The organism is Hungatella sp. (assembly GCF_046966825.1).
In genome coordinates this window covers 1-12,711 of sequence record NZ_JBKVCZ010000172.1, presented here as the reverse complement: position 1 = coordinate 12,711, position 12,711 = coordinate 1, and the positions used below count along the sequence as shown (strand labels likewise).

The 12,711-nt window shown below is 51.2% G+C and carries 14 protein-coding genes and 1 pseudogene; 2 read left to right on the top strand and 13 right to left on the bottom strand.

All coding sequences use genetic code 11. The annotated features are described in order from the left end of the window. Positions 1-49: 49 nt before the first annotated feature. From rnc to plsX, 3 genes are all read right to left on the bottom strand, one after another. Positions 50-754, bottom strand: a complete 705-nt coding sequence (gene rnc / locus ACLTD4_RS30240) for a ribonuclease III (RefSeq protein WP_002604199.1) — start codon at positions 752-754, stop codon at positions 50-52. 78 nt (positions 755-832) lie between these two features. Then, positions 833-1,063, bottom strand: a complete 231-nt coding sequence (acpP, locus tag ACLTD4_RS30235) for an acyl carrier protein (protein ID WP_002604200.1) — start codon at positions 1,061-1,063, stop codon at positions 833-835. Positions 1,064-1,081: 18 nt separating this feature from the next. Further along, positions 1,082-2,098, bottom strand: a complete 1,017-nt coding sequence (gene plsX / locus ACLTD4_RS30230; RefSeq protein ID WP_055652690.1) for a phosphate acyltransferase PlsX — start codon at positions 2,096-2,098, stop codon at positions 1,082-1,084. A 341-nt stretch (positions 2,099-2,439) separates the two neighbouring features. On the opposite strand from plsX, the gene ACLTD4_RS30225 reads away from it, so the two are divergent. Continuing rightward, positions 2,440-2,928: a LytTR family DNA-binding domain-containing protein gene (locus ACLTD4_RS30225; RefSeq protein ID WP_117620769.1), complete on the top strand. Its 489-nt coding sequence runs from the start codon at positions 2,440-2,442 to the stop codon at positions 2,926-2,928. Next, the gene (locus tag ACLTD4_RS30220) at positions 2,888-3,556 is read left to right on the top strand and encodes a DUF4318 domain-containing protein (protein WP_055652688.1); all 669 of its coding nucleotides are present in this window, start codon (positions 2,888-2,890) and stop codon (positions 3,554-3,556) included. Before ACLTD4_RS30225 ends, ACLTD4_RS30220 begins: the two co-directional genes overlap by 41 nt. 10 nt (positions 3,557-3,566) lie before the next feature. On the opposite strand, the gene ACLTD4_RS30215 is transcribed toward ACLTD4_RS30220, so the two are convergent. From ACLTD4_RS30215 to ACLTD4_RS30170, 10 genes and pseudogenes are all read right to left on the bottom strand, one after another. After that, entirely contained in the window at positions 3,567-4,022 is a 456-nt protein-coding gene (locus tag ACLTD4_RS30215; RefSeq protein ID WP_117620770.1) for a MarR family winged helix-turn-helix transcriptional regulator, read from the bottom strand. Beyond that, entirely contained in the window at positions 4,022-4,738 is a 717-nt protein-coding gene (locus ACLTD4_RS30210) for an alkyl sulfatase dimerization domain-containing protein (RefSeq protein ID WP_412331800.1), read from the bottom strand. Before ACLTD4_RS30210 ends, ACLTD4_RS30215 begins: the two co-directional genes overlap by 1 nt. Beyond that, positions 4,725-5,345, bottom strand: a complete 621-nt coding sequence (locus ACLTD4_RS30205; protein ID WP_412331799.1) for an MBL fold metallo-hydrolase — start codon at positions 5,343-5,345, stop codon at positions 4,725-4,727. Before ACLTD4_RS30205 ends, ACLTD4_RS30210 begins: the two co-directional genes overlap by 14 nt. 97 nt (positions 5,346-5,442) lie before the next feature. Beyond that, positions 5,443-6,747 (bottom strand): MATE family efflux transporter, encoded by a 1,305-nt coding sequence (locus ACLTD4_RS30200; RefSeq protein WP_117620772.1) that lies wholly within the window; start codon positions 6,745-6,747, stop codon positions 5,443-5,445. 35 nt (positions 6,748-6,782) lie between these two features. Next, positions 6,783-7,607 carry a sugar phosphate isomerase/epimerase family protein gene (locus ACLTD4_RS30195; RefSeq protein WP_117620773.1) on the bottom strand — a complete coding sequence of 275 codons (825 nt, stop codon included), beginning with the start codon at positions 7,605-7,607 and terminating at the stop codon, positions 6,783-6,785. After that, entirely contained in the window at positions 7,604-9,193 is a 1,590-nt protein-coding gene (locus tag ACLTD4_RS30190) for a glycoside hydrolase family 28 protein (RefSeq protein ID WP_117620774.1), read from the bottom strand. Before ACLTD4_RS30190 ends, ACLTD4_RS30195 begins: the two co-directional genes overlap by 4 nt. A gap of 4 nt (positions 9,194-9,197) precedes the next feature. After that, positions 9,198-10,046: a carbohydrate ABC transporter permease gene (locus tag ACLTD4_RS30185; protein ID WP_002604209.1), complete on the bottom strand. Its 849-nt coding sequence runs from the start codon at positions 10,044-10,046 to the stop codon at positions 9,198-9,200. Between the two features lie 15 nt (positions 10,047-10,061). After that, positions 10,062-10,976 (bottom strand): carbohydrate ABC transporter permease, encoded by a 915-nt coding sequence (locus ACLTD4_RS30180; RefSeq protein ID WP_029466276.1) that lies wholly within the window; start codon positions 10,974-10,976, stop codon positions 10,062-10,064. 13 nt (positions 10,977-10,989) lie between these two features. Continuing rightward, positions 10,990-12,111: a glycoside hydrolase family 105 protein gene (locus ACLTD4_RS30175; RefSeq protein WP_117620775.1), complete on the bottom strand. Its 1,122-nt coding sequence runs from the start codon at positions 12,109-12,111 to the stop codon at positions 10,990-10,992. Between the two features lie 83 nt (positions 12,112-12,194). After that, positions 12,195-12,711: pseudogene (locus ACLTD4_RS30170) on the bottom strand (ABC transporter substrate-binding protein); the annotation flags it as partial.

Sequence of the window (12,711 nt, the reverse complement as noted above, 5' to 3'; positions counted from 1 at the left end):
GCCCTGTATCTCAATGCTTTTTAAATACATACTTTATGTTGGCAGACGTCTATGCCTGCCTTTCCTTTTCCATTTTCTTAAGCTTTAAAATTCCGTGATAGGCGGCTACTGCTTCCGCAGCCTTTTTCGTCCTTCCGGTCCCCCGGCCGATCTCTTCCTCTCCAATGAGAGCCCGGGACTCAAAGATTTTATTGTGATCGGGCCCTTCTTCCCGCAGCAGTTCATAGGCAAGCGGTTTTTCCGTCTGACTCTGTACGATCTCCTGCAAGATAGTCTTGCTATCAAAAAAGAGCTGTTTATGCTCGATGTCGTTCATGATAAATCGAAGGATAAACTCTTTTGCATTAGCAAAACCACCGTCCAGATATATGGCGCCGATGAGCGCTTCCATGGCGTCCGATACGACTGAGGCCCTTCCGCGTCCGCCGGTCGCCTCTTCTCCCTTTCCCAGCAGTAAGTAATTTCCTAATTCAATGTCCTCGGCGCAGTAGGCGAGCGTCGGTTCGCATACGATGCTGGCGCGGATTTTCGTCAAATCCCCTTCCGGCTTATCCGGATATTTGTGATATAAAAAATCGCTGGAAACGACCTCCAGCACGGAATCACCTAAAAATTCCAGCCGCTCATTGCATTCCAGCTTGTTTAAGCGGTGTTCGTTGGCGTAGGAGCTGTGGGTCATGGCCCTTGTAAGCAGCTGCCTGTCCGAAAAACGGTAGCCAATCCGCCCTTCCAGCTCATTCAGTTTTTTGTTCATTGCAGTCCTCTTTCCTTTACTATGAAAGAAGGTGTTGCGGACAGGCGGCATAATGCCGCCCTGCAACACCCACATCTATTAATTCAGCGCGTTCTTAATCTGTTCTACCGCATCACCGACTGTAGCGATCTTCTCCGCTACCTCGGACGGTATCTCGATATCGAATTCTTCTTCGATACCCATGATGATCTGGAATACATCCAGGGAATCTGCACCTAAGTCATCTACGAATGTAGAAGCCATGGTTACCTCCTCCGGTTCAACGTTAAGTACCTCTGCGACAATATTCTGTAACTTTTCAAATTCCATCTTTTCCCTTCCTCTCTCCTATTCTTTATTTTCCTGATTTTCAGCAGTCAGGCTCTCTCTTATCTTATCATTAATCCCCTGTTCTTTAAAGGTCACGCATTGAAGAATGGAATTACACACTTCCTTTGCCTTGGAATTCCCGTGGGTTTTCACCACCAGACCGTTCAGACCGAGAAGCGGTGCTCCTCCGTACTGAGACGAATCAAAGGATTTCAGTGTCTCCTTAAGCGCTGGTTTTACAAGCAGTGCTCCAATCTTACTTCTTAAGTTCACCATCATGCCGCTCTTGACCTTACTGATCAGAGTGGCACCTACTCCTTCGTAAAGCTTCAGGATTACGTTGCCTACAAATGCCTCGCATACGATAACATCTGCGCCGCCATGCGGAATCTCCCTCGCCTCAATGCTTCCGATGAAGTTCATGTCCCTGCATTCCTTGAGAAGCGGAAACGTCTCCTTAACAAGTGCGTTTCCTTTCTCTTCCTCTGCCCCGATATTGACGATGGCGACCCGTGGGTTCTTCACTCCCATCACATGTTCCATGTAGATGGAGCCCATGCGTGCAAACTGTACCAGATGGGAAGCCCTGGCATCGACATTGGCACCGCAGTCAATCAGCAGAGACGCGCCCTTTTCAGTGGGGATTAACGGCGCAAGCGGAGGTCTTTCCACGCCCTTGATTCTTCCGACAATGACCTGACCGCCAACTAATATGGCGCCGGAACTGCCGGCTGAAACGAAGGCATCCGCTTCCTTCTTTTTCACCAGATTCATGCCAACCACAATGGAAGAGTCTTTTTTCTTTCGTATGGCATTCACCGGAGGTTCTTCCGTCTCGATTATCTCTGTTGCAGGAACAATCTGTATCTGTTCCGCCGGAAAGTTATGCTTTTTCAGCTCCTCAGCTACTGCCGGTTCCTGCCCTACCAGGAGAACGGAGATCTCCCTGTTCGCGTTCACCGCCTGCACGGCACCTGCTACCATCTCAGCCGGTGCATAATCGCCGCCCATGGCATCTACAGCTACTTTTATCATCACAATTCCCCTTTCAAGTCTGGCCTAAGATAACCTATTACATAATATACTAAATATTATTCTATAAATCAATATTAAATTTAAGAAATAAGAGTTCCTTATAACGGTCCTTCTTCTTTCCCTGTCTCTCATCATAGCAGATATTTCCAGTTAAAAAAACCCCTTTTTACGAAAATATACCCGCTTTTCACAGAAAACATTCCACTTACCCTGCCGTGACGGCCACTTACCGGAAAAGCGTGGATATTTTCGCAAGCGTACCTTATAATAAAACCAGATGAACCGGCGACCGCTGTGCGCATGGTAAGAGATTAGAGAACAGAAGGCAGGAGGCGGCAGACATGAAAACGTTGATCAGAGAAATCCCACAGGAGGAACCGGAGCACGCGGATCTATATGTGCACCGCAGGGACCAGGCGGTTTTGCGCCTGGCAGAATACGTGGAGCAGGAAGAGTTTCGCAGTGTCATCCTGACGTGCTTTTGCGGAGAGAAAATCGAGAGGATTCCCAGCAGTGAGATCGATTATATCGAGACGGTACAGGAAAAACAACTGGTGCACACGGCTCATGGAACATTGGAAGTAAGGAAGAGACTGTATGAGCTGGAGCATCTTCTCCCTTCCAGCTTCATACGGATCTCAAAATCCGTCATCATGAATATGGATCACGTAAAAACCTATAAACCGATGGTGAACGGCCTGATGGCGGCGGCATTTACAGATTCTTCCGTCGTCTATATTTCACGGAAATACTTAAAGGACGTGCGCAGTCAGATCATGGAGGTGCGAAATGAAAGAAAATCAAAAGAAAGAACATCGATTCAACTGTAATTTTATTCAGGAAGAAGGTCTTACAGAGATTCTGAAGAACGGGAGTCTTCTGGGGATGATGATGTTTATCAGCTCACTTGTAACGCTGCGCCTGGCGGCTCCGGAGGGACTTGAGACATTCTGGTCACTGCTCCTCGTAATCCTTCTTTCTTACCTGGCAGCCGGATGTCTTCTGCAGCTCATCCAAGGCTTTACACCGCAGCTGGATTCGGCATGGTTTCGGGGAGCGGCCGCCGTGTCCTGGTGCTATCTCCTCCTGTTCTTCCTCTCTTTTCTGACATGGCGTCTCCCATCGTTTGTGCGCGCCATGCTGCTGACCAGCGCCGCGGTTCTTCTGCTGCTTAAGGAGGCAGAATACCGTTATTTGAAGAAGGTGGCTAAGGACTTGAACAGCAGCGCTGCGGGAAGGACGCTCATCATCGATCTGGACGAAAAGCCGCGCTCCCCGGAAGCGTTCTTCGATCTTCTGGAAACCTACTGCCGGAAAAGCTCTGTTACACTGGAATACGTAAAGAAGGACATTCCTGCCACCGTGAAGCTCGAAGGCCGCCTGCACACGGTGACTCTTACGGAGTCCTACATGTACGGCGGCCCTGTCTGGTCTATGGAAATCCGGGAGATTTTATGATGGGACTGTGTCAGCCCATGCTTTCCGTATCATTGAAGCCATTTTCTGCGAAGTTCGCATGCATCCTCGCTAACGCGCTGCGCAGAACAACGATCTCATCCCCCGGTATCCCCTGATATTGAAGCTCATAGATCTCTTCAGAGATCCTGCAAAGTGTGGCCGCCAAACGTGCGCCCGGGTCCGTCAGGGCGGCCATGGTCACCCGGTTGTCCTCCGGGGCCTTTCCGGTCTCCACATAACCAGATTTCACCAGCTTCTTTACGAGGCTGGTAACCGTCTGAGGCGTCCTGTCAATGTGGCGCGCCAGCTCGTTCATGGGCAGCTGTCCATGCTTCATCAACTCTACGATAATAGCACCGTGGGAAGGCACAATATCTGTGATGCCTTCCTTCGCCAGTTCTTCCGTGATAAAACGGCGTATCTCCCCGTCTATGCGGCTGATCAGTGTAAAGGTATTGTCGATCATTACGCTTCCCTCTGTTTCTTTCCCACATCCAGCATGGCGCCGTTCAGCTTAAGGGTCTCGCCGTTTCCTCTTAACTGTCTGGCGCACGCCAGATAATAGTGGCGGGCATTGGCGCTCGTCTGCCTCCGGCCAAGCTCGGTCAGCGCATCGGCCTTGAGACCGGAAGCCGCTTCCATCTCCTGGCCGCAGTCTAACAGGAGATCACACAGCTCTGCGGCCCACTGCGCCTCTCTGCGCTCCAGAGCGGCCTTTCCCTCAGCCAGCACCTGACCGGCGCCTCCCATCATCGCAACGGTCTTTTCTGCCCGTACCTTCGTGTTCATATGACCCAGCTTCGTTGGATTTCCGTCAAACCACCCCAGATAACCGGTATAAATGGACCGGACTGACCACTCCACGGTTCCGTAGTACTCCTGTAAATAGGGAAGTGATGCCAGGTGCTCGGGAAGGCGGACGCTGTCAGCCAGTTCATCCGGCGTCCGGCCCTCGTTCATGCCGTGAAGCGTCTCTGTTAGCACGTATTCCAGCGCATCCCGGTAATTTTTAAGCGTCGTCTCCACCTCCGCGCTTCCAATCACGGCTCTGGTGTGGCCGGGAAGCAGATACTCGGCCCTGTACTCCCTCATCTTATCCAGGGAATCGATCCAGCCGCTGATATCCCGGTACTGGCCGCCGCGGATGGCGTATAAATTAGGCCAGGATTCAACTATTGTCACCGCAGCAGAGAACGCGGTGCTGAGGGAACCAGACAAAGATCTGATCGTCCGTCTCCCCGGGAGCGGCCGCGAGTACGACCTTCGTACCGTCGATTTCCAGCTCCAGCAGCTCCTCCTCGAAGAACTCCCTGCATGGAAGACTTCCTTTTTCCCCGTTGATTTCATTTCTCGGCCCGATTCCCACACAGATGTTTTCCTCCGGCGTCAAGCCGACGCCGAACTGTCTCGCCCCGCGCACGCCGCAGATGTCCTTGATCAGGCCGGTCCTTCCATACTGGGGATACGTCGGCTTCCTCCCGATAATCCGCGTATCGGGGCCTGCGAATACCGATGCGCCCGAGGTGTGGTCGAAATGAAAATAGTGCGTGTAAATGATCGTCCGGACAGGCTTATCCGTCAGCTTCTCAAACTCTTTCCTGACTTCCCTGGCCGGTGCGACGCCGTTTAACGTATCCACCAGGATGCAGGACTCCTCTCCTATCACAAGTGTACACGTGCTCCCGCCATATCCCAAAGCAAAATATACACGGTCACAGATCTTCGTAATCCCTTTTGGAAATCCGTTTTCCGCCTGTCTTTTTAATTTTTCCTCGCCCTCATAGATCATGGTCCGGCCTCTCTTTCCCGATTTACTTCGATATCGAATGTTTTTCTTTTATAATACTTCGATATCGAAGTAATGTCAACAAAATCTCGTTACTTCCTTATTTCACAGGACCGGCTTTTTTATGAAGGAAAAATACTGCCGCCAGGATGGCGCAGACAAATTCCGAGACGACCGGCGAAAGCCAGATTCCGTTCTCTCCCAGGAGAACGACCATGACGCCAAGAGCCGCCGCCAGGAAGAACAGACCTCTTCCCGCCGACACGGCAAAGGACTGCCAGGGACGCTCCACGGCGGTAAAGTAACCGGCCGATACCACATTAAATCCAAGAAACAAAAACGACAGCGAATAGAGGCGCAGCGCCCTCATGGTATAGGCAAACAGTTCGCCGTCCCCCCGGTCCAGAAACGCGCCGACAAAGATCTGCGGAAACAGTTCCAGGACAAATACATAGACGACCGACACGATCACCTCCATCAGGAGCGAATACTTTAAGAGCTTCCGGCACTGACCGGATTCTCTGGCGCCGTAATGGTAGCTGGTAACCGGCTGCATCCCCTGGGCAATCCCCGCCATGGTGTTCAGCACCAGGGTATTGATATAGGAAATGACCGTATAGCTGACGATACCGCTCTCCCCGATTACGCGAAGAATGATCTGATTGAAAAGGAACACCACAAGACCGCCCGAAAGCTCCGTGAATCCATTAGCCAGGCCGAGGGGAATGATCTTTTTATAAACGCCCGGATTCCACTTGAATCTGCGGAAACAGAGCTTCTTCCGAAAACGTGCAAAATATGTAAAGAATATGATTGTGGAGGCGACCTGAGCCAGTCCGGTCGCGAATGCCGCTCCCCAGACGCCCCAGTGAAATACCATGACAAAGACATAATCCAGAATGACATTGGTCAGTCCGCACACCATGACACCGATCGTCGAAACGACAGGCGTTCCATCCGTTTTCACCAGCGCCTCCATATTATAGGACAGGATAAAAAATACGGCAAAGGCCCCGATGGTTCCCACGTAACTCTTTACGTACGCCAGGTTGTCCGGCGAGGCGCCGAGAAACACGGCGAGAGGCTCCAGAAACAGAAACGTGAGCACGGTCACCACAAGGGAGACGATGGTTAAGACGACCAGATTCATGGAGAACAGGCTGCTCGCCTCCTCTTCCTTCTTCTGTCCCAGCGCAATGGAAATCAGCGTGGAGGTCCCCGTCGCCATCAGCAGGCCGATGGAAAAAATGCAGATCACATAGGGCATGGAAAGATTCACCGATGCCAGCGCGCGCTCACCGACTCCCCATGCCACAAACATCCCGTCCACCATGGTATACAGCGCAAAGATCCACATGGATACAATCGATGGAATTACGAACTTGAAAAACTTCTTTAACAGCAAGATAAAACCTCCCGGAGGGAACTATCCCTCGTTTTTTATAGTGTCTCAAGAATTGCGTTCAAGTAGGAGAGGCTGTTTTTGGCGGCTGTTTCCGTATCCGGATCATTCGTGATTTCCAGTGCCAGCGCGCCGTTGTAACCCACACGGCTTAAGGCTGCCAGTGTTTCCGCAAAATTATAGTGCGCATGCCCCGGATACCAGCGGTTATTATCCGCCACATGGACATGGCCGATGGCGGCGCCGGCGCTTTCAATGGCTTTCCCGATATCATCTTCCTCGATATTTAAGTGTACCGTATCCAGGTGAAGCTTCAGCCGGTCAGAGCGGACCGCGCGAAGAAGCTCTAATGCCTCCCTGATCGTGGTTCCATAATCGCTCTCGAACCGGTTCATCACCTCGAAGCCTAAGGTTACGCCGTGAACCTCTGCTTCTTTCGCACAGAGCTTTAAGCTCTCTGTCAGATTTCTTTTAAATGCTTCTCCATCCTGACCGCAGTCGGAAAACCTTCCCGCGATGAGACCAATGATAACTATACCATGAAATGGAGAGGCTGTCACCATGTGTCCGGTCAGGCGGCGGATAGCCGCAGCCCGTTTCTCAGGATCCCCGCTGCCGAGACAGATTCCGTCCCTCTCGTAGGCAGAGCCTGTACCGATGGAGGTGAGGACCACGTGGTTCTCCTCCAAAAGCCGGTATAACTGTTTCCGGTCGATCTCATCCGAGTCGTAAATGTGAAGTTCCACGGCACGGTATCCCAGCGCGGCCATCTGGGGAATCGTCTCTTCAAACGGCCCCCGAAACAGGATGGGATCATCCCCGCCTGCGGATATACTTGCCGTAGCGGCAATCGTCATGCTCATGTCTGTTCTCCTTCCGTGGTGAAGCCTGAATTTCCGGTTATTTTATCGATATTCTCCAAAAGCAGCGGTTCCCCGTCGCATCCGCTTATGAAGACGTCGTTCAGAACCAGTTCCTGTACATTGTTGATGTAGAGGCCCATTTTTGCAGTCAGTTGGATGTCATCCATCATGGCCGGCTCATCCGGTTCCGGGTTCTCATCGTAATCAATGGTCACATGGTCAAACTCCACGTAATCCACCTTCCTCTCCGGCAGTCCGTATATAAATGCTCCGGCCACGTGGCAGTTATGCGCCTCAATGTTTCGGAAAATCATCTGCTTCACCGATGGGGTCCGCTCGTCTGCCGGTAGCGGTGACTTGCATTTCACATAATCCGAATGGCAGTCGGGATCACAGCAGTTGTAGTAGGAATTCAGGACAAAGGGCGTCAGTACATGGTCCATGCGGATATTTTCAAAACAGATGTCTTCGACGACGGCGTCTTTTCCTCTTCCCCGTCGCGTCTTGATCCGCAGTCCCCGGTCGGTGTGCAGGAACAGACAGTCCTTCACATGGACGTGTTTCACGCCCGCTGCCATCTCGCTTCCGATAGTCACCGCGCCGTGACCGTTGTTCATGCAGCACTGGCGCACCTCGATGTTCTGTGACGGCACTTTGTATTTATGGCCCATATAATACTTTCCGGACTTAAGTGCAATGCAGTCGTCCCCCAGGGAAAAATAGATGCCGGCGATTTCCAGACCATTCACCGATTCCGGGTCCATGCCGTCTGTATTCGGGGAATCCCAGGGATTTAAGATGGTCAAATCCAGGAAACGGAGATCATCTGAGAAATAGGGATGGATATTCCAGGAAGGGCTGTTCTGTACGGTTACCCCATGAAGCACCACGTGATCGCAGTGGTTCAAAAATACCATACGGGGCCGGAATGCGATGATTTTCGCCCTGTCGTCCTCCCACCAGTCCTGGAAGGTGGCATTGCCATCCAGGATTCCCTCTCCGGTGATCACCACATTTGAGACATGGATTCCCGTAATCATGCTGGTAAAGATATCGAGGGGATTTCCCTCCCAGGATCCGAGATTATACTCCGCTGTCTCGTCGTAGCTCTGAATCATACCGGGAAGCACGCCGAACCGCTCCCGCTCTGCATGGCCCAGGAGCACGGCGTTCTTCCCGATATCCAGCGTGAAGTCACTCTTTAAAAACAGGCTGGTTACGAGGTACGTTCCCTCCGGGATAAACACTCGCCCGTCTTTCGGGCAGGAGGCAATCGCCGCCTGGATGGCAAGTGTGTCGTCATGGATTCCGTCGCCCTTTGCTCCAAAGTGCCGCACGTTCAGCGTCACAAACTCATAGTCGGTACGGACTGAAAACTCCGCATAAATCTCTCCGCCGCACCGCAGGGATACGTGGTACTCCGTGTCGGGCGTCAGGCCCGACACGGTCTGGATGACGCGGCTGCCTGTTAAGACGAACCGGTCATCCAGCCATACTTCATACTCTTTTTCTGTATAGAAGACTCCGAAGTCCTCCCATTCGAGAAGGAACTTCCGGGAAGTCTTAAAAATCACGTTTGCTTTCATTTTCTTACCCCTTTACACCGCCTGCCGCAATGCCGTCCACGAACTGATCCTGTGCCAGGAAGAATACGATCAGAGACGGAAGCAGGGTGATGACTGACAGCGCCAGAACCTTATTCCACTCAAAGCCTGTCTCCGCATCCGTCAAGAGACGGAGGCCCAGGGAGGTCGGATACTTCTTTACACTGTCGATATAGATTAGCGGCCCCTGGAAGTCGTTAAACGCCCACATGAACTGAAACAGCGCCACCGAAACGATGGTTGGCTTCACCATGGGCACCACGATGTAGACCAGCCGTTCGAAGGAATTGCAGCCGTCGATCTCCGCCGCTTCCTCCAGTTCCCGCGATACAGACCGCATGAACTGAACCAGCATGAAGATGAAGTACGGCTCGGCTCCGAAGAAGGCCGGAACCACCAGCGGCAGATAGGAATTCGTCCAGCCCCATGTACGGAATAAGAGGAACTGGGGTATGTTAAGCACTACCTGCGGCAGGAACAGCGTCGCCAGCAGGATGGAGAACCAGAAAGTCTTTCCCGGAAACTCGAAACGGGAAAATCCGTACGCCGTAACGACGCTGGCCACCACCGCTCCGACCACCTTCGGTATGACAATCTTAAAGGTATTGATCAGATAAAGACTGTATGGATTGCCTGTCGCGGTCCAACCGTCAATGTAAGCCTGAAACGACGGACTCTTCGGAAGAAAGCTGATGGTTGAATAAATCTCATTGTTGCTCGCCTTAAACGATGCGCCCACCATCCAGAGCATAGGGTAAAACATGACGAAGCCTACCAGGATCAGAACGGTATAGCGAACCACGGTACTGACCTGTTCTCTTGTTTTCTTACTCATCTCAATCGTCCCCCTTTATCTCTCATCATCCGAGTAATACACCCAGTACTTCTGGCTGGCAAAGGAGACCACGGTCAGAGTACAGATGATGATAAACAGCAGCCACGCCATTGCACTGGCAAGCCCCATCTCATACGTACGGAATGCATTCTGGTAAATCAACAGGGAGATCAGCGTCGTCGATCCCAGCGGTCCGCCCTTCGTGATGATAAATGCGCTGTTGAACTCCTGGAATGCCTCACAGAGCTGTGTGATCAGGTTATAGAAAATAACCGGCGTAATAAGCGGTACTGTGACGGAGAAAAACTGTCTCCATTTGCCGGCTCCGTCGATGGAGGCGGCCTCGTAAAGCTCCTGCGGAACGCCCTTTAACGCGGCGAGAAAGATCACCATGGCGGAACCGAACTGCCATACACGAAGCAGACAGATGACGAAGAGCGCATAGTGCGTGCTGCCGAGGAAATTAATCTTTTCACCGCCAAACATCTGGATAAACTGGTTAATCAAACCGTCTCCCTGGAAAATGAACTTCCACACGACCGCGATCGCCACGGAACCTCCTAGGATAGAAGGGATATAGTAGATGGTCCGGAACATTTTGACGAATTTCAGCTTAAAATTCAAGATATATGCGATGAACAGGGAAAATGCCAGTTTCAGCGGCACCGTAAGAAACGCATATTGAAACGTAACCTTAAATGCCTTTATGTATTTCTTCGTATGAAATATACTTAAGTAGTTGTCGAGACCAACGAATTCCGTTCCCGGCTTAAATAAGCTGTAGTTAGTAAAGCTGTAAAACAGGGACATGATAAATGGATAAAATTTAAAAATCATGAATCCGATGATCCACGGCAGGATGTAGAAAAATCCCCTGTATTTGCGGTAAAAATTCTTCCAGTTTCGTGTCTTTGCGGGCTGTGCTTCCATACTCTCACTCCTATCATTCCATTTTCATCAGTTCGGCCGTTACCATCATAAGTACCCCCATGGCCTTTACATCATCATCGACTACCGGTTCAGACAAGTAGTAGGCAATGCTTCCATCCCGCTCCGTGCGCGGTCCAAGGCCTGCCACTGCGCATGTGCCGGATAAATGGTATGCGCCGTCGTCTGCCTGGTATATTTTCTGCTCCAGAACAGCATCATAGATTTCTCTTCCCCTTGTGGCATACTTTTCTTCCAGAAGCGCCCCCAGGCGGCAGCCTTTTAAGACCGCGTAAGCCACCATGAGTGATCCGGAGGTTTCCAGGTAATTCCCCTCCTGCTCCGGAAGTGCCGGAAGCTGGTAGAAAAGCCTGCTCTCCTGATCCTGATACGTTAAGATTCCGTGAACCGCTTCTCTTAAAAGCTCGCCAAACCTGGCTTTTACCTCATAGATCTCCTCCGAGGCCAGCTCGTAGCAGTCAACGAGAGCCATTAGATACCAGCCGATGGAGCGGAGCCAGAAGTTCGGGGAAAGCCCAGTTACGGGATCGGCCCATTTTCTGTCCTTGTACTCGTCGTAAGCGTGGTAATACAGGCCGGTTTTCTCATCGTACAGAAGCTTCCTTGCCTGGCTGAACTGATTCATGATATCGCTGTAATTCTTCCTCTCGTTAAAACGGTTTTCATATTCCATATAAAACGGCTGTCCCATATAAAGGCCGTCCAGCCAGACCTGAAATGGATAGATCAGCTTATGCCAGAAGTTTCCTGTAGTCAGGCGGGGCTGGTAGATCAGCTGGGTCATCAGGGTATCGCACGCCTTCCTGTACCGCTCCTCTCCCGTCTCATCATATAGGAAATAGAAAATTTTCCCTGCGTTGATAAAATCCAGATTGTATTCTTCACGGTGATAGCTCTTTATGGCTCCATCCTCTTCAATATAGGGACTCACCATCTTAACGATAAAATCCAGATATTCACGGTCTCCTGTCAGCTTGTAAAGACGGGAGGCGCCGACAAATAAGCAGCCGTCCTCATAGTTCCATTCATACATGGACTGGCCGTCGATTTCCACCAGATAATCGTCAAGCCCCTCGTAATTTTTCATGTATTCTTTGAAAAATAACATCAAATTCATAAATTGACTTCTCCTTTTTTAGTTGAATACAAAAAGGAACGCCGCCCCGGCAGCGTCCCTTTTGTTATATCCGATCACTCTAATTAGTATGGGTTAGCCGCATTAACGTCATTGATGGAATCGATTAAATACTGTGCCATCTCCGCCGGATCTGCTCCCGCGCTTAAGTTGTCAAATACTTCGTAATAAGCGCCGGTACGTTCCTTTAGCGCGGAGTTTTCGAAGTTCGGATCAAAGGTATAGTGACAGAACTCAAGCACCTTCTGGTTGCCTTCCAGAGTCTGACCGCCTAAGATATCCGCATCCTCCAGGATCTTCTTTGCCGCCGTATTGCACACGGTGCCGCGCTCGGTTCCCATTAATTTTACGCCGTTTTCGTTGGAAGTGATGTATTCCAGAAGTAAGGCGGCCTCTTCCTTGTGTTCGGAGGTCTCTGTGATGGCGAAGCCCTGGGAAACCTTGCTCATGCCGGCAGGATTGGGTCCAAGATCGGTCGGGTAGTCTCCAAGCACCAGTTCCTGGCCTTCATCTAAGGAATCAGCGATTTCCTGGACATTGGAATCGTATTCGGTCAGTCCGGCATAGTGGCCGTCCATCCAC

Excerpts from the sequence above, each read along its gene's own strand:
- rnc (WP_002604199.1), bottom strand. The coding sequence starts at position 754 with ATGAACAAAAAACTGAATGAGCTGGAAGGGCGGATTGGCTACCGTTTT.
- acpP (WP_002604200.1), bottom strand. The coding sequence starts at position 1,063 with ATGGAATTTGAAAAGTTACAGAATATTGTCGCAGAGGTACTTAACGTT.
- plsX (WP_055652690.1), bottom strand. The coding sequence starts at position 2,098 with ATGATAAAAGTAGCTGTAGATGCCATGGGCGGCGATTATGCACCGGCT.
- ACLTD4_RS30225 (WP_117620769.1), top strand. The coding sequence starts at position 2,440 with ATGAAAACGTTGATCAGAGAAATCCCACAGGAGGAACCGGAGCACGCG.
- ACLTD4_RS30220 (WP_055652688.1), top strand. The coding sequence starts at position 2,888 with ATGAAAGAAAATCAAAAGAAAGAACATCGATTCAACTGTAATTTTATT.
- ACLTD4_RS30215 (WP_117620770.1), bottom strand. The coding sequence starts at position 4,022 with ATGATCGACAATACCTTTACACTGATCAGCCGCATAGACGGGGAGATA.
- ACLTD4_RS30205 (WP_412331799.1), bottom strand. The coding sequence starts at position 5,345 with ATGATCTATGAGGGCGAGGAAAAATTAAAAAGACAGGCGGAAAACGGA.
- ACLTD4_RS30195 (WP_117620773.1), bottom strand. The coding sequence starts at position 7,607 with ATGAGCATGACGATTGCCGCTACGGCAAGTATATCCGCAGGCGGGGAT.
- ACLTD4_RS30190 (WP_117620774.1), bottom strand. The coding sequence starts at position 9,193 with ATGAAAGCAAACGTGATTTTTAAGACTTCCCGGAAGTTCCTTCTCGAA.
- ACLTD4_RS30185 (WP_002604209.1), bottom strand. The coding sequence starts at position 10,046 with ATGAGTAAGAAAACAAGAGAACAGGTCAGTACCGTGGTTCGCTATACC.
- ACLTD4_RS30180 (WP_029466276.1), bottom strand. The coding sequence starts at position 10,976 with ATGGAAGCACAGCCCGCAAAGACACGAAACTGGAAGAATTTTTACCGC.
- ACLTD4_RS30175 (WP_117620775.1), bottom strand. The coding sequence starts at position 12,111 with ATGAATTTGATGTTATTTTTCAAAGAATACATGAAAAATTACGAGGGG.